Annotated in this window: 12 protein-coding genes; 8 read left to right on the top strand and 4 right to left on the bottom strand. The window is 72.1% G+C overall.

What is annotated here, in order from left to right; genetic code table 11:
- Positions 1–145 precede the first annotated feature (145 nt).
- Positions 146–1,375, top strand: a complete 1,230-nt coding sequence (locus B086_RS0112095; RefSeq protein ID WP_078509760.1) for a hypothetical protein — start codon at positions 146–148, stop codon at positions 1,373–1,375.
- A gap of 185 nt (positions 1,376–1,560) precedes the next feature.
- On the opposite strand, the gene B086_RS0112100 is transcribed toward B086_RS0112095, so the two are convergent.
- The 3 genes from B086_RS0112100 to B086_RS39860 all read right to left on the bottom strand — a co-directional run bounded on the left by B086_RS0112100 (position 1,561) and on the right by B086_RS39860 (position 3,666).
- Positions 1,561–2,109, bottom strand: coding sequence for a PadR family transcriptional regulator (locus tag B086_RS0112100; RefSeq protein ID WP_234020811.1), 549 nt, complete (start codon positions 2,107–2,109; stop codon positions 1,561–1,563).
- A gap of 193 nt (positions 2,110–2,302) precedes the next feature.
- Positions 2,303–3,154: a prepilin peptidase gene (locus tag B086_RS39855; protein WP_078531066.1), complete on the bottom strand. Its 852-nt coding sequence runs from the start codon at positions 3,152–3,154 to the stop codon at positions 2,303–2,305.
- Between the two features lie 131 nt (positions 3,155–3,285).
- Positions 3,286–3,666, bottom strand: coding sequence for a type IV pilin protein (locus B086_RS39860; RefSeq protein ID WP_037873336.1), 381 nt, complete (start codon positions 3,664–3,666; stop codon positions 3,286–3,288).
- A gap of 259 nt (positions 3,667–3,925) precedes the next feature.
- Between B086_RS39860 and B086_RS0112115 the strand changes: the two genes are divergently transcribed.
- From B086_RS0112115 to B086_RS0112140, 6 genes are all read left to right on the top strand, one after another.
- Positions 3,926–5,788 carry a GspE/PulE family protein gene (locus tag B086_RS0112115; RefSeq protein WP_234029301.1) on the top strand — a complete coding sequence of 621 codons (1,863 nt, stop codon included), beginning with the start codon at positions 3,926–3,928 and terminating at the stop codon, positions 5,786–5,788.
- A gap of 140 nt (positions 5,789–5,928) precedes the next feature.
- Entirely contained in the window at positions 5,929–7,140 is a 1,212-nt protein-coding gene (locus B086_RS0112120) for a type II secretion system F family protein (protein ID WP_018566677.1), read from the top strand.
- Complete coding sequence (locus tag B086_RS0112125) at positions 7,137–7,571, top strand: hypothetical protein (RefSeq protein WP_018566678.1); 435 nt, start codon at positions 7,137–7,139, stop codon at positions 7,569–7,571. The genes B086_RS0112120 and B086_RS0112125 overlap by 4 nt, the downstream gene beginning before the upstream one ends.
- On the top strand, positions 7,568–8,092 hold the full coding sequence (locus B086_RS0112130) for a type II secretion system protein (protein ID WP_018566679.1): 525 nt from the start codon (positions 7,568–7,570) through the stop codon (positions 8,090–8,092). Before B086_RS0112125 ends, B086_RS0112130 begins: the two co-directional genes overlap by 4 nt.
- A complete protein-coding gene (locus B086_RS0112135) occupies positions 8,089–11,940 on the top strand; it encodes a hypothetical protein (protein ID WP_020573046.1) in 3,852 nt (1,283 codons plus the stop codon). The genes B086_RS0112130 and B086_RS0112135 overlap by 4 nt, the downstream gene beginning before the upstream one ends.
- Entirely contained in the window at positions 11,937–13,049 is a 1,113-nt protein-coding gene (locus B086_RS0112140) for a type IV pilus twitching motility protein PilT (protein ID WP_018566680.1), read from the top strand. The genes B086_RS0112135 and B086_RS0112140 overlap by 4 nt, the downstream gene beginning before the upstream one ends.
- A 204-nt stretch (positions 13,050–13,253) precedes the next feature.
- On the opposite strand, the gene B086_RS0112145 is transcribed toward B086_RS0112140, so the two are convergent.
- A complete protein-coding gene (locus B086_RS0112145; protein ID WP_018566681.1) occupies positions 13,254–13,700 on the bottom strand; it encodes a hypothetical protein in 447 nt (148 codons plus the stop codon).
- 215 nt (positions 13,701–13,915) lie between these two features.
- Here B086_RS0112145 and B086_RS0112150 point away from each other — a divergent pair, with 215 nt between their 5' ends.
- Positions 13,916–16,978, top strand: a complete 3,063-nt coding sequence (locus B086_RS0112150; RefSeq protein WP_018566682.1) for an AfsR/SARP family transcriptional regulator — start codon at positions 13,916–13,918, stop codon at positions 16,976–16,978.
- Positions 16,979–16,981: the final 3 nt, after the last annotated feature.

A 16,981-nucleotide genomic window follows, 5' to 3' on the forward strand; every position in this document is an offset into this window, starting at 1 on the left:
ACGCATGAGCACCATCTACGCGTATGAGGTGCCGTCAGGCCGGAAAGCCACGCAGATGCCCGGGAGTTCTCGGACATCGGCTCGCTCCCGCCGACAGGGTGCCGGTGCGGCAGCCGCCGCCGAACGGATCGACGAGGAGTAGCAGATGCAACGAAGAACCAGACGTGCTCGCAGCACTCGGGGCTCCGGCCTCACCGCGCTGCGCCGGGTGCGGAACGCATTCGCGGTGGGCGCCCTCGCGACGGCGCTGATCGCCACCGCGGCACCGGCGGTGTCCGCCGCGACGGACTCACAGGTCGGTATCGCGAACAACATGTATCCCGCGACGAAGGACATGAAGGGCGCGATCGAGTCGCTCGGGTCGTTCACGTCCTTCACGGCGAACGCCGCGTCGCAGGTCGGCGGGTTCTGGAACAAGCCGGCGATCGACACGTCGACGATGCGCGGGATCACGTCGGGAAGCCTGCGCCAGCAGCTGAAGAGCGCCGGCCCCTACACCACGTGTGATCCGTCCTCGTCGAACAACTGCGTCAACGGACCGTTGCACATCGACGCGTTCCTGTCGGCGGACGAGACCAATGTGGACGCGGTCATCCCGACCGCGGACGGCGGCACGTGCACGGCGAGCGGGAGCGTCGAGTGCAACGGCACGATCTCCAGCAAGCATCCCGTGGCGATCGGGCACCTGGCGATCTACAGCTGTAGCGGCAGCTGGGCGGGCTCGACCCACGGTGACGACCCGTCCAACGCCGGTAGTCCGCCGTTGGCTTCCGGCGCGGACGCCAACGGCAGCGGCAACGGCAAGGCGCAGTCGCCCCGGTGCGACGCCTCACCGGTGGCCGGCGGCGCGCCCACGACGATTCCGGGGGTGGTGAGCTGGCTCGGGACGAGCGGGCACCGGATCGCGGTCGCCGACCCGGCCTCCGCGCCGTTCGGTGCGGCGTCCAAGCAGGCGTTGATCCAGAACGGCTTCTCGTGGATCACCAGCGGGGCGGGTCAGAACGTGTTCACCGGAAGCGCGTGCGACAGCGCGGGTGCGGCCTGCAAGGTGCGCGTGGAGTCGGGGATCAGCCAGGTGCGGGGCGCGGTGACGGCGAACGCCGGCGGGAACACCCAGCTGGGCCTTGTCGCGAAGTCGAACATCATGCACGTGACCTGGACGTCCAGTTCGCTGAACGGCACCACGGGCAATGATCCCAACACATGGACCGACGTCGATCCGAGCGCGTACTCCGACTACGGGGACATCGAGCAGTTCGGCGTCGCCCTGACCGGCGGCAGCCCCGGCGCGGCGGCCGCCTGGGACAACCTGTTCAACACCAAGTGGGACAACAACTCCACCATCCAGTCGACCCTCGCCGCCTACGGGTACTAGGGTCTTCCGTTCACGGAACCGGCCGCCGATCGGCACAGCACCGCGCCGATCGGCGGCCGTACTGCCGGGGCGGCGATTCCGGCGGCCGCCCGCGGGACGCTGACACGCGTCGTCGGGCGCCGCCCACGGCCATCCGTCACGCACGTGACGTGAACACCGAGGGGAGGACGGTCACGAGCGCGGTGTCAACCGGTCCTGACGGCCGGCCGCGTCGAGTCGACGTCGACGGCGTCGAGGAAACGGCGCGCGGCACGGACGTGTTCCAGCCGCCAGGCGTAGATCGCGCGCGCGAGGTAGTCGTCGACGTGCTCCTTGGCGCGCAGCGACTCCTCTATCTCGTCGATGACGACCCGCTGACGCTCGACCAGGCGCGACGGGCTGGCGCCGCGACGCCGCAACAGCAGGAGCTTGCTGGTGAGTTCGGCGCGGATGTCGAACAGGCGGGTCACGGGATCGCTGAGCCACCGGGTGACCGCTGTCTTCGCGGAGCGGGTGGCGGCGTAGATCATGCGCTGCGGTCCGCGGTCGCTCTCCTCGGCGCCGACGGGCGTGATCAGTCCGCGTTCGACCAGCCGCGTGATCGACCGGTAGACCATGGGGCGCGAGATGTACCAGAACTCCCCGATCTCCGCGCCCTCCGCGGTGAGGGCCGCGACGGCGAAGCCGTGGCTGGGACGCTCGGCCACGAGTGCGAGCACAATCCACTCGGCCAGTGGCAGATCAGGTCGCTCCATGATGGTCAGAGTACTGCATGGTAACCAGGGCGGAGCCCGTCCGCGGCGCTCACCGCATCGACCCGGACCCGGCCCGGGAAGGCTGGGACGGGGGCCGGATGCGAAGACACCGGGAGACCGGATCCCCGGGCGACAGACTGATCGGTCTGACAGGCGGTCGCACCTGCCGGAGGCCCGGCCCGGGAGGTCATGGTCATGGCCGGCGGCGGACCGTCGCGTGCGGCGCACCCGACGCGTGCGGCGCACTCACCCTCTCGTGTCCGTACGGGTCGCTCACCCTCTCGTACCAGTGGACGACAGGAGCGCCGACCAGGAGGGCGGCGATGGCACCGGCGGCGAGGAACACACCGAACGGGAGCCGGGTGTGCCGGGTCGCCCGCCCCGCCGCCATGAGCACGACCCCCACCAGCAGTCCGGCGGCGCTGCCGGCCAGCAGCGCGAACACGAGGTACCACGGGCCGAGCCATCCCAGCCCGGTGCCGAGCAGTCCGGCCAGACGCACGTCGCCGAATCCGAGCCAGGCCGGGCGCACCCCGTGCAGGGCGAAGAAGACGGCGAACGCGCCCACCCCGCACGCCGCGGTCACGCCGAGCCGGTGCCACTGGCCGGTGGCCGCCGCCGCGGCGAGCAGACAGGCGGCGGTGAGCCAGAGCGTCGGATAGACCAGCCGCCGAGGGAGCAGGAACTGCTCGGCGTCGCAGGCGGCCAGGGCCAGCAGCCCCGCGGTGAAGACCAGTTCGGCCGGCAGCGCTTCCGACCAGCCGAAGCGCAGTGCCTCGGCCAGGAACAGGATCGCGGTGAGCGCTTCGACGAGCGGGTAGCGCGCGGGGATGGGAACCCGGCAGGCGCGGCAGCGCCTGCCCAGCAGGAGCCAGGACACGATGGGGATGTTGTCCCGGGGCGCGATCGGGGCGGCGCATCGCGGGCAGGCGGAGCGGGGCCGCACGACCGAGCGGCCCGCGGGCACCCGGGAGACGGCGACGTTGAGGAACGAGCCCACGGCGAGCCCCAGCAGGCCGACGGTCACGACAAGTGTGCAGGACATGGACGTATGTGTTCCGTACCGTTCGTGCGGGCCGCCCCCGCCAGCCTGCGACCAACGTCGGCCGACGATGTCCGGCGAGGTCCGGCGGGGTCCGGCGGGGTCCGGCGGGGACTCCCCCGTATCCCCCCGTATCAACTACAGGGGTTCGACTGGCCGTCCGAGGGTGCGATCGGCGTGATGGTGTACGTGGCGCCGCTCACCTTGACGTCGTACCAGGTGGAAGCGGAGGACAGGAACCCGCCGTCCACCAGGTCGGCCATGCTGCCGTACCGGCCGCGGTTGTCACTGGCGAAGTACGCCTCTTCCGCTGTCTGGATCGTGGACTTGTCGGTCTTGCACGCCGAACCCTGGCCCTTGTCGTTGATGCCGCGCACGGAGAAGACGACGACGGCGGCCAGGATGCCGAGGATCACGATGACCACGAGAAGCTCGATGAGCGTGAACCCGGCCTCCGCCGTCTCATGCCGTGCACGTATTCGCCGACGCAACTTTTCCTGCTGGTATGTGAACATCTCTCTCCCTCTGCGGCGACCGGCGCAAGCGAAGTCGAGTGGCAGCGGCACTTAGTAGTAACCCTCTGATTAATCAGCCGTAGACTACGCAGCCGTGCAGTCGAGTTACAAGAGCCGACCGTGATCGATTTCGGCAGGGGCAGCGCGGCGACTGCTGTAGTATCCGGCTGACTAATCAGCGGCTGACAGTACCGTGGGTCGAGTTCACGGCGGCTGACCGGCCGTTCTTCCGGATGGACACGCGAAAGGGGTGGGTTCTTTGGCGAATCGCCGGCTTCTCCGTCGCCGCGCGGCGACGACAGGCCCTGCGGGCGAGGACAACACCCCGCCCGACGTACCACAGGAGTCGACGCTGCCGCCGGTCCCGGCGGACGGCGGACGGGTCCCGGCGGGCGAACCCGCCCGGGACCCGGCGTCCGGCGCCCCGCAGGAGTCACCCGCGGGCCAGGAGCGGCCGCGTATCGGGGAACTGCTGGTGCGGCGCGGGCTGCTCACCCCGGCGCAGGTGGACGAGGCGCTCCTCCAGCAGTCGGCGTCGGGCAAGCGGCTCGGCGCCCTGCTGGTCGAACTCGGCATGGTCGACGAGCGGTCGCTGACCGAGGCGCTGTCGGTCCAGCTCGGTGTCCCGGTCGCCGACCTGCACCACAGCGAGCCCGACCCGGAGGCGGCCGCCCGGGTGCCCGAGGCGCTGGCCCGCTCCCTGGGCGTCGTCGCGGTGCGGCGGGCCGAGGGCGCGCTGCTCATCGCGGCGGCCGACCCGAGTGACCCGCGGGTGCGCGAGGAGGTCGGCCGGGCCGTCGCGCCGGACCGGGTGCGACTCGCGATAGCGCCGCCCTCGGACATCCGGCGCGCGATCGACAGCACCTACCGGGCGCTGGCCGGTGTCGGCAGCCTGGTCGAGGCCTTCGAGGCCACCGAGACCGGCCGCGCCGCCGCCTCCGGGGCCAGGGTGGTGAGCGAGGACGCTCCCGTCGTGCACCTGGTCAACCTCATGCTGACCCAGGGCCTGCGCGACCGGGCCTCGGACATCCACATCGAACCGCACGGCGACCGGGTCCGGGTCCGGTACCGCATCGACGGTGCGCTGCACGACGTGCTGAGCCTGCCGGAGAGCATGGGGCCGTCCCTGGTCAGCCGGATCAAGATCATGGCCAATATGAACATCGTCGACCGGCGGCGCCCGCAGGACGGGCAGATCGCCACCGAGATCGACGGCAGGCCGGTCGACATCCGGGTGGCGACCAGCCCCACCATCTGGGGCGAGAAGGCGGTGCTGCGGCTGCTCGACAGCAACCGCACCCTGTTCCGGCTGGCCGAGCTGGGCATGCCCGCCGCGACCTACGAACGGTTCTCGTCCCTGCTGCGCTCCCCCTACGGCATGGTCGCCTGCGGCGGGCCGACCGGCAGCGGCAAGACGACCACCCTGTACGCCACGCTCGGTGAACTGAACCAGAGCGAGCGCAACATCACCACCATCGAGGACCCGGTGGAGTACGTGTTCCCGTCGATCAACCAGATCCAGATCAACGAACAGGCGGGCATCTCCTTCGCGACCGGGCTGCGCTCGATCCTCCGGCAGGACCCCGATGTGATCCTGGTCGGCGAGATCCGAGACGCCGAGACGGCGCGGATCGCGGTCGAGTCCGCGCTCACCGGCCACTTCGTGCTGTCGTCCATCCACGCCGGAGACGCCTGCTCCGCGCTGCACCGGTTCGCCGACATGGGCATCGAGCCGTTCCTGATCACCTCCACCGTCGCCGGGGTGGTCAGTCAGCGGCTGGTGCGGCGGATCTGCGACCAGTGCCGCGAGCCCTACCGGCCGGGCGTGGACGAACTGGCCTTCTTCGCCGAGGCCGGCGGGTCGACGGACGCCGGGTTCTGGCAGGGCCGGGGGTGCAACTTCTGTTCCCGCACCGGCTACCAGGACCGGATCGGCGTCTTCGAACTCCTCGTGATGAGCGACGCGGTCAAACGGCTGCTCGTCGAGAAGGCGCCGATCGACAGCCTGCGCAGGGCCGCCCGCGAGCAGCGCATGGACAGCCTCCTGGACGGCGGCGTCCGTCTGGTGGAGGAGGGCGTCACGACCATCGCCGAGATCATGTCGAGCGTGTACGTGGTCTAGCGCTGGTCCAGGGCTTGTCCAGGGCCGGTCCAAGGCCGGTGCAGGGCTTGTCCGAGGCCGGTCCAGCGCGCCCGCACGGACGCCGCATCCGTACACCGACGACGCGAACCTCTGCCACCGGAAACCAGGAGGGCATCTGCATGGCCACCTTCAAGTACGTCGCGGTCGGCCCGGACGGGAAACGGGCCACCGGCGTGCTCAAGGGCTCCAGCGTCGACGGTGTGACCGACAGCCTGACCCGGCAGGGCTACGACGTGACATCGGTCAGGGCCGCGGGCCGCAACCTGCTGCAACTCGAACTCACCGCGGCCAAGGCCGACCTGGTCGAACTGAGCAACTTCTCCCGCCAGATGGCCGCCTTCATCAAGGCCGGAGTGCCCCTCCTGGACGCCCTGGAGATCATCCGCGCCGAGACCAAGGACAAGAAGCTGGGCGCGGTGCTCGTCGACGTGATGGACTCGCTGCGATTCGGCGAGAGCTTCGCCGCCGCGATGGCCGCCCACACCGCGGCGCTCCCGCCGTTCTACGTCTCCGTCCTGCGCTCGGCGGAGGCGACCGGTGAACTCGACGTGGTGATGGCGCAGTTGGCCCGCTACATCGAACGCGACGTCGAAGGCAGACGCAGCATCCGCTCCGCCCTGACCTATCCGGTCCTGGTGATGGGTCTGGCCGTCGGGGTCGTCCTCGTCCTGGTCCTGTTCGTACTGCCCCGTTTCAAGGTGTTCTTCGAGTCCTTCCATGCGGAACTGCCGCTGACGACCCGGCTCCTGCTGGGCTTCACCGACTTCGTCACGGCCTGGTACCCGGTCGTCCTCGGGGCGCTCGTCGTGCTCGGCGCGGCGCTGATCGCCGGTCTGCGGACCGAGCGCGGACGGGTGCTGCGCGACCGCTTCCTGCTGGCGCTGCCGGTGGTCGGCGATGTGGTCCGCTTCATGGCCATCGAACGGTTCTGCCGCATCCTGACCTCGATGATCAAGGCCGGCGTGCCCATCCCGGAGGCGCTCGGCCTGGCCGCTTCGGGCGCCAACAACCTGGTGTACGAGCGGTCCATCGGCACGGCCCGGAAGGAGATGCTCGAAGGCGGCGGCATCTCCCGGCCGATCGCCCGCACCAAGCTGTTCCCCGGGGCGGTCACCCAGATGATGCGTGTGGGGGAAGAGACCGGCACCCTCGACGACCAGCTGGAGAACGTGTCGGACTTCTACGAGAAGGAACTCCAGCACAAACTCAAGCGGCTGACCAGCCTGTTCGAGCCGACCATAGTGATCATGGTCGGGGTGGTCGTGGGGTTCGTGGCCGTCGCCCTCATCTCGGCGATCTACGGCGTCTACAACCAGGTCGACGTCCCATGACCGGCCCGGCACGCCGCCCGCGGCGCCGTCGCGGCGAGGAGGGCGAGACCCTGGTCGAGGTCCTCGTCGCCGTCGTGCTCATGGGCGTCGCCTTCGTGATCATCCTCGGGGGCATGGGCACCGCCATCGTCAGCTCGGTCACGCAGCAGAAGGTGACCGGCGCCGACTCGGTCGTCCGCAGCGCCGCCGAGAAGATCGTCGGCGCCCCGTACGTGTCCTGCGCCGGGAGTTACGACACTCCGGGGCCGCCGGCCGGGTACACCGTGACCGTCGAGGTCGAGTACTGGGACGGGGTGGGGGCGTTCGACCGGCTCTGCCCGGCGGCCGACACCGGAGTGCAGAAGGTGACGCTCACCGTGCACTCGACCGGCCCACGCCCCGTCAGGGACACGACCCTTGAGGTGGTCAAGCGGGAGTCGATGCCGTCATGACGACACAACGTACCGGCGGACGACCGGAGTCGGGGTTCACCCTGACCGAGTTGCTGGTCACCATCGTCATCGTGGGCATCATCGCGACCCTGCTGCCCAAGGCGATCATCCTCGGACTGCGGTTCACCGCGGGCACCGAGAAGCGGGTGGCCGCCACCAGCGCGGCGGGCACGCTCAACCGCTACTTCTACGGCGACGTGCGGAGCGCGGACAGTGTCACGACCGACCCCGCGTGCGGCGTCGACGACGTGATCGTCCACCTCGGCCGGCCCGACGCCGACGTCGTCTACACCTACGACCGGCCGACCGGCGCCCTCAGCCGCGTGAAGTGCGCCGCCGGAGGCGTCGTCACCACGCTGCTGGGCCGGTTCGACAACGCCGCGCCGGGCCGTCCGGTGACTCTCAGCTGCGGGGCCGAGACCCCGTGCACTCCGCCCACAGAGGTGACCCTGACCGTGCAGAGCGACCCCGCCGCGCCTCCCACGGCCCTCACGGCCGTCCGACGATCGAGTGCGTCATGACCGGCCGCCCGGATCCGCGCCGCCCGCGCGACGACGAGCAGGGCGCGACCCTGATCCTGGCACTGGCCTTCGTCGTCGTGTTCAGCCTGGTCACCGTGTCGGTCCTGGCCTTCGCCGGTACGGGGCTGAAGGCCGCCGGCGGGTACGTCGACCAGGGCAGGCGGGACTACAGCGCGGACGGTGCCACCCAGCTCGCGATCAAGAGCTTCTCGCAGGGCGGCCCGTGCGCCGACTACACCGCCCCGCCGGTCAACGGCCGCCGGATGACCGTCCACTGCGACCCCCTCAACGCGTCTCCCGCGACCACCCGCGCGACCCAGCCGCAGGACGCGCTGCGCAGCCTGGGCAGCACAGCTCAGGACGGCATCGACGTGACCACGCGCGGCCTGCGCGTGCAGGGCAGCGTGTTCTCCCACGCGGACATCACCACCGGCACCGGCGCCTCGATGGTGGTGTCGGGCGACGTGTCCGCCGTCGGCGACTGCTCCGGTGCCGTGTCGCAGCCGCGACTGCCCCCGACGCAGGCGCCGTACGCGCACGCCTGCGCCAACGACACCCCGCCGGTCCCCGCCGACGAGGCCGCGGGCGGCGACCCGGACTACACCCCGCCCGCCACGGCCGTCCCGGTCCGGCGGACGGTGCCCGCGTGCCCCGGCTCCGCTTCCGGCGCCGGTTCCTGGCTGGTGCGGCTCCAGCCCGGCTACTACGACGACGCCCGCGCCCTCACCCGCCTCACCGGTGGCGACTGCCCCGGCATCGTCGTATGGCTGCAACCGGGCGTCTACTACTTCGACTTCACGTTCACCGGCGGCACCGCGGTCTGGACGGTCGACGACCCCACGGTCAGCGTGGTCGGCGGCACGCGGACGGGCTGGGATCCCGGGGCCGCCGCCCGCCCGGCCGTCCCCGACCCGGGCGGCTGCGACCCGACGCGGCCCGAAGGCGTCCAGGTCATGATGGGCGGCGGCAGCCGGTTCCAGGTCGACCGCGGACACGTCGAACTGTGCGCCCCGGTGACCCGGGACGAACAACAGGTCGCGGTGTACGGCGTCCAGCCGCCGAAGCCGTCGCACACGCTGAAGCCGACCGCCGTGGCCGCCGACACCGGCTTCGCCGACCCGGGCCACGCCCTGACCGGCGGCGAACGGCCGGCCCCGCCCGGGTGTCCGCAGCCCACGGGCACCGCGAGCTGCACGGCCGACGCCGTCCTGGACCCGGTGAAACGCCGGTCGGCCTCGATACAGCTCGCCGGCTTCACCCCGCGGGTGCCGCCCGGCTCGGTCATCACCGGCGCGACGCTGCGGGTCAGGCACCAGGACGACGGCGACCTGACCTCCCCCGGCGCGGTGCAGGCCACCGTCGCCGTCGGCGCGGACACCTGCCGCACCGACCACCTGCCCCGGCACACGGCGCTCGCCACGGATCCCCCGATCGACCTGCTGGGCGCGTGCGGGCTCACCGACCCGGCCCGGCTCACCGGCCTGACCGTGACCTGCACCGCGACCCTGGACACCGACGGCACCGCCGCCACGGAACGCCTGGACGGCATCTGGCTGGAGGTCTCCTACCGCACGCCGACCACGTTCAAGCCGACCGCCGTGACCGCGTCGGCCGGGTTCACCGCCGCCGGCACCGATCCCGGCAACGCCCTGGAGATCGGCGAACAGCCGGTGCCGCTGGTGGCCGGGGCCGGGCTGACCGAGGCGGCCCGCTCCGCGTCGATCACCCTGGCCGGGTTCGGCCGGCCGCCCCTGCCGCCGGGGTCGACGGTCGTCTCCGCCGTACTGCGGGTGGCCCATCGGGAGAGCGGCGACGCGGCGGCGCCCAGGATCAGCGTCACCCCCGCGGGCGGCGGCGGCCGCTGCACCGGCCTGCCGCTCACCGCGCGGACCGGCCTGGGCGACGACCGCGTAGACCTGAAGTCGTGCGGCATCACCGACCCGGCACAGCTGTCCGGCCTGACCGCGACCTACACCGCCGCCCTGGACGGGGACGGCACCACGGGCGCCGATTCCCTCGACGGCATATGGCTCGAAGTCGTCTACGACCCGCCGCCGCCCCGCCCCGCGACGACCGCGGAGTCGACGGCGTTCACCCCCGCGACCGACGCCGAGGCGATCGACGGCGCCCGCACGGCCCACGCGGCACTCGACTCGGTCACCACCCCGACCGCCACCATCGACCTCGGCGGCTACGACACCCCCGCGGCGCCGCCCGGCTCGGTCCTGGACAGGGCCCTGCTGCACGTCGCGCACCGCGACGAACCCGGGGCGGGAGGAGGACCGCCGCCGACGGCCGCGGTCACCCTGACCGGGCCCGGCATGCCCCGTTCCTGCACCGCCCCGCGGAGCCTCGCCGCGCACCCGGACGCCCTGGCCACCGACACCCTGGACCTGGTCGCCGCCTGCGGGCTCACCGACCCCGCCCAACTGACCGGCCTGGTCGTGACCTACACCGCCGCCCTCGGCGCCGGAAGCACCACCGCCACCGCCCAGCTCGACGGCATCACCCTGGAACTGTCCTCCCGCCCCCCGGTCTCGGTACGGCCCACCGAGGCGGTCAGCGCCCCGACACCCACCGTCGCCGCGTTCCTCGACCCGGAGAACGCGCGCGCCGTCGACACCACCACGTCGACCGCGACGCTCTCCGGGGCCACCCCGGCGGCGTCGATCCGGCTCGGCGCGTTCACGATGCTGCCCCTGCCCGCGGGGGCGGTCATCGACAAGGCCGTGCTGCGCGTGGCGCACCAGGACGACGACACCACCCCCGCACCACCCGCAGCGCCGTCCTCGTCGGCGGAGCCGCCCACCGCCGCGCTGACCGTCTCCGGCACCGGCACCGCCTGCGACGCGAACCACCCCCTGACCGCCCAGCAAGGGGTGCTCGGTGTCGACGTGGTCGACCTCGGCGCCTGCGGGGTCACGAAGGAGGACCAGTTGTCCGCGCTGGCTGTCGACTACGCGGCGCAGCTGGGCACGGGCAGCACCGACGCCACCGACCGGCTCGACGGCGTCGAACTCGACATCGTCTTCCGGGCCCCGTCCATCCATGCCCTGTCCGGCTGCCTCACCACGGGCGGCCGTTGCGCGGTGCTGAAGTCGACCGACGACGCCGACACGGCCACCGAGCACAGCCGCCTGGTGGTCAACGGCACCGTCTACGCGCCGACCGCCGCCGTCGACCTGTCGATGAGCCGGGTCGCCTCGCAGGTCGTCACCCGGGGCATCATCGCCCGGACCATCCGGCTCGGCGTCAGCCCGGCCGGCGGCTACCTCCGGCCGGTGATCGGAATCCCCCCGGAGCCGGTGCTGTTCACGGCCTATCCGACCGTGATCGCGGAACCCGCGTCGGTCGGCGCGATCACCGGGTTCACCGCCCCGGCTCCCGGGGCGCCCGTCGACGTCACGGACGCCACCGTCCCCGGCGGCGGCCGGGCGTCCCTCACGTTCGCCGACTACGCCCAGCCCGCACCGGCCACGGCGACCGGGCCGCTCGACCATGTCGTCCTGCGGGTGGCGCACCACGAGGACGGCGACATGGAGTCGGTGAAGCTGTCGGTGGACTTCCCCGGCAGCACCTGCGGCGGCGACGGCTCACTGGACGTGCCGGTCCGTCCCGGCCCGAGCGGCCCGGTGACCGACCAGGTCGACCTGGCACCCTGCGGTCTGACCCGAGCCTCCCAGCTGGCCGGGCTGACCGTGACCTACGCCGTCACCGCGGGACCCGGCGGCGCGACCGAGCACCTCGGCGGCGCCCGGATCGACCTGCTGTCCGGACCGCTCGTCCAGGCCGCCGTGTCCTTCGACGGCCACGCCGACACCGTCGAGCGGTGGACGGTCCTGCCATGAGCAAGCACGCCACCCCGGAGGCCACCATGCCCGCGCCCAGTTCCGCGATCATCGACCACCTGCTCGGTGAGCTGTGGGAACGCGGCGGCAGCGACCTGCTGCTCACCGCGGGATCGGCGCCGTTCCTCCGCGTCGACGGCGCCCTGCGCCCGGTCGAGGGCGACGCGCTGACCGAGCCGGAGGCCGATCGTCTGGTGACCGGGGTGCTGGGCGAGGAGCTCACGGAACGGTTCCGCCGGGAGAAGCAGGTCGACTTCGCGTTCAGCTGGGGAGAACGGGCCAGGCTGCGCGGGAACGCCTTCGTGCAGCGCGGCGCGTCGGCGCTGGCACTGCGGATCATCCCGTTCGACGTACCGTCGTCCGAGCAGCTCGCCCTGCCTCCGGTCGTGCTCGGCTGGGCGGGCATGCCGCGCGGATTCGTGCTGGTCACCGGGCCGACCGGGTCGGGGAAGTCGACAAGCCTTGCGGCGCTCCTCGACCATGTCAACACACACCGGTCGGTGCACATCCTCACCATCGAGGATCCGATCGAGTACCTGCACCGGCACAAGCGCTCCGCGGTCAGCCAGCGCGAGGTCGGCACCGACACCGATTCGTTCCCCGCCGCGCTGCGCTCGGCCCTGCGCGAGGACCCCGATGTCCTGCTCCTCGGCGAGATGCGCGACCCGGAGAGCATCTCCGCGGCCCTGACCATCGCCGAGACCGGGCATCTGGTGTTCGCCACGCTGCACACCAACGACACGTCGCAGACGCTGGACCGCATCATCGACGTGTTCCCGGCCGCTCAACAGCCTCAGATCCGTTTGCAGTTGGCGCACACCCTGGTCGGCATCCTCAACCAGACGCTCATCCCCCGGACCGGTGGGGGCCGGGTGGCCGCCTTCGAGGTGCTGGTGGGCACGTCGGCGATCCGCAACCTGATCCGCGAGGGCAAGAGCCGCCAGATCCGCAACATGATCTCGACCGGCCACCGCGACGGCATGCAGACCCTCGAAGCCTGCATCAACGCCCTCGTCGCGGCGGGCACCGTCACCTACGAGGAGGCCGTGCTGCACACGGCCCACCCGGAGGACATCAAGCGGCCGTACGTCCCGGCGGCCCGCGTCTGACCGTCCGGCGGCAGCGTCGTGAGGGCCACCGCGCGGAACAGCGGGCCCCTCGGTCAGAATTCGGCCCTCGGCTCTCCGTACCGTGGGCCCCTGCCGACTTCGGCAGGGGCCCACGCTCGCAAGAGCGGTCGCGGGCGGGTCACCGACGGGGACGCCCCGGCGACGGTCCTCCCGCGAAGGTCTCACGGACCGGTTCGGATCCGGTCAGACGTTGCAGGGCGTCTTGATCGTCTCCTCCTCCGTGATGTTCCCGCCGTAGATCCAGCCGTACGGGGCGCCGCCCCCGGTGCTGACGTAGTACCAGAGGTTCTTCGCCGGGTTCTTGTAGTAGCACCAGCCGCCGAGGCGCTGCCCCACGAGGAGCTTGGGGTAGATGTCGTCGCAGGCGCTGCTCGGGCCGGTCCTGAGGTAGATGGACGTCGTCACGGTGGCGCCACCGTAGCCGTTGGTCGTGGGCCTGACACCGCAGGCCTGGGCGCCGGCGGGGGCGTTCGACGGTGTCCAGTCGGGTGCTCCGTCCGCCGCGCTCAGGGAAACGGCCGATGCCGCTCGGGCGGGAGGGGACGCCGTCTGCGCGGACGCGGTGGTACCACCGGTCAGCAGGACGGCTCCCGTGACGGCGGCGCAGACGAACGCGAATCGATTGCGCATGCTTCTCCTCAAGGTCGAATACCGGTCGATGCCGTTGACGTCCCTCGGTGCTCCGGACGGGTGCACCGTCCTGAGACCCGGGGCGTGCTGCTCACCGTGCCGAGGGCAGCGTCGGCAGACCTTCGGAAAAGCTTGAATCCACCTGGAACCAGGAGCCGGTTGGCACACAGAGTGTGGCGTGGAGACGCAGGGGCGGGCAGGGGGTGTGGTGGCGGATGGCGACGCGCTTCGCGATCCTGGGGACCATCGAGGTGTGCCGGAACGCGGTCCCCGTCGACGCGGGGCACGAGATGCAGCGGCGCGTGCTGGCGGCGCTGCTCGTCGACGCGAGCCGGGCGGTTCCGGCCGACGTGCTGGTGGACCGGGTGTGGGGGGACGCCGAGCCGGCGGCCGGCCGTCGGCAACTGTACGGATACATCTCCCGGCTGCGGCACGTACTGGCGGACGACGGGACGGCCATCACACGGGAGCGGGGCGGCGGTTACCGGCTGGCCGTCCGGCCTTCGGCGGTGGACGCACACCGCTTCCGTGATCTGTCGGACCGTGCCCGCGAGGCGGGCGACGACGAGCAGGCGGAGGCGCTGTGGCGGGAAGCCCTGGCACTGTGGCGGGGCAGCGCGTTCGCCGGGGCGGACACCCCGTGGTTCAACGCGCAGCGCGATCTCCTCGACGGTGAACGGCTGGCAGCCCAGATCGAGTTGGCCGATGTGCGGCTGCGCCTGGCGCGGCACGGCGGGATGGTGAACGAGCTGGCCGCCCGGGTCGAGAGGCATCCGCTCGACGAACGGGTGATCGGGCAGTTGATGCTCACCCTGTACCGGTGCGGACGGCAGGCCGAGGCACTGCACGTCTACGAGCGCACGCGGCGACGGCTCGCCGGTGAACTGGGCGTCGACCCCGGCGCGGCGTTGCGGGGGCTGTACGAACGCATCCTCGCCGGGGACCCGTCGCTGTCCGTGTCCCCTCCCCCGTCCCCTCCCCGGCCCCCGTCCCCGACCGCCGCACAGCCCGTCCCGGCGGCACCGGCCGACGAGGCGGAGACGGAGGCGAACCCGCCGATCACGGAGGCGAACCCGCCGATGGCACGCCAGCTCGTGCCCCGTCTGCTCCCGGCGGACCTGTCACTCTTCGTCGGCCGCGACGACGCGCTGGACGAGGCCCGTCGGCTGCTCGGCGAAGAACAGCCCGGTCCGGTGACCCTGCTGGTCACCGGCCCCGCCGGGGTGGGCAAGAGCGCCTTCGCCGTGCGTACGGGGCATCTGGTCGCCGCTCGCTTCCCGGACGGCCAGCTCCACGTGGACCTGCGGGGCTTCGGCGACGAACCGGCCGATCCGTTCACGGTCCTCGGCACCTTCCTGCGCGCGCTCGGGGTCCCCGGCGGTACCGTGCCCGCGGAGCTGATCGACCGCGTCCACCTCTACCGCACCCTGCTGGCCGGGCGGCGGACGCTCGTCGTCCTGGACAACGCCGCCGGGGCCCGGCAGGTGAGGGACCTCCTGCCCAGCGGCATCCGCTGCGCCGCTGTCGTCACCAGTCGTACGACCATGGCGGAACTGCCCGGCCGACGGCTGCCGTTGGGCGTGCTGGACCCCGAGGCGGGGCTCGGTCTGCTGCGCGAGATGCTGGGCCGGGACCGGACCGAATCCGATGCCGAGGCGGCCCGTTCCATCGTGGAGACCTGCGGTGGCCTCCCTCTGGCCGTGTGGGTCGCCGGTGCCCGGCTCGCCGCGCGTCCGCACTGGCCCCTGGCCAAGGTGGCGCGTGCCCTCGCCGACGAGCAGCGCAAGCTCGACGAGCTGGCCGTCGGCCACATCGCCGTACGCGCCAGCCTCGAACTGACGTACCGGCAGGTGACGTCGGCCATGCAGCACGCTCTGCGGATGACCGCTCTGCTGCCGGGACCGGGTTTCGCCGCCTGGGCACTGGCCGCGCTGCTGGACACGGACCTGTCCGCGGCTGAGGCCGTCCTCGACGACCTGGTCGAGGTACACCTGGTGCAGGCCGGTTCGGCGGACGCCACCGGGATCCGGTACGAACTGCACGACCTGGTGCGGCATTTCGGCCGGGAACGGGCGGAACAGGACGTCCCGGAACGGGACCGCGCCGCTGCGCTCACCCGGTTGCTCGCGGCGAGCCTGCACCTCGCCGACCACGCCTCGGACGCGCTCAGTGTCGACTTCCAGGGCATCTCGCAGCTGGACCTGGTCTCCTGGCGGCTGTCCGACACCGAGGCCGGGCACCTGCTCGCCGATCCGCTGGCCTGGTTCAACGACGAACGCCGGTTCCTCATCGACGTCGCGGAGCAGGCGCTGGACGGGACGGAGGGCGTCGCAGCCGCCGCCGGACTGGCCACCGCCCTCACGACCCTGTTCCAGGTCGGCAGCCACTTCGACGACTGGGAGACGCTCCAGAAGCGGGCCCTCAAGGCGGCCCTGGGCAGCGGCGACCGGCTCAGCGCCGCCAAGGTGCACCGGTGCCTGGGCGAACTCACCACCATCCTCGACCGCTATCCGGAAGCCGTGGACCACTTCGAGCAGGCCCTGCTGCTCGCCGTGGACCAGGAGCCCGTGTACCGGGCGAGTGCGACGGCCGGACTGGCCTATGTGCACCGGCTCCTCGGCCAGTACTCCTCCGCCGTGCTCCACTTCGAGGCGGCAGCCGGGCTCGCCGCATCGGCGGGCAACGTCAACTGCCTCGTCTACGCGACCAACGGCCTCGGCGTCATCGATCTCGAACAAGGACGCGTCGAGGCCGCCGTCGCGGCGTTCGCGAAGTGCCTGGAGCTCAGCCGGATCGCGGGCTACCGGCCGGGGGAGGCCCAGGCCCTGCGCTGCCTGGGCCAGAGCCGTCGCGCGCTCGGGGCCTATCCGGCCGCCGCCGACGCCTACCGGCAGGCCGCCGCGATCAGCGAGGAACTCGGCGACCGTCTCAGCGTCACCCACGCCACCTGCTGGCTGGGGGACATCCTGGTCCGGCAGGGCGAGCACGGGGAAGGACGCCGCCTGCTGGCCAGGAGTCTGTGGACCTACCGCGAGTTCGGCAACCTCTGGGGCGAGGCGGCCACCCTGCACGCGCTCGCCGAGGCACAGCTCGCGGTGGGCCACCCGGTCCTCGCCCGCAGGCGTGCCGAAGCCGCCGTCAGGATCTGGCGGCGGATCGGCTCCGCCAGATGGCTGGCCGTCGGCCTCGGCACCCTGGCCGAGGCACACACCCTGACCGGCGACCACGCGGCCGCTGTGCGTGCCCGCGACGAGGCCGACAGGGTGCGGACGGCTTGATCC

The organism is Streptomyces sp. PsTaAH-124, from assembly GCF_000373685.1.
GTDB lineage: Bacteria > Actinomycetota > Actinomycetes > Streptomycetales > Streptomycetaceae > Streptomyces > Streptomyces andamanensis.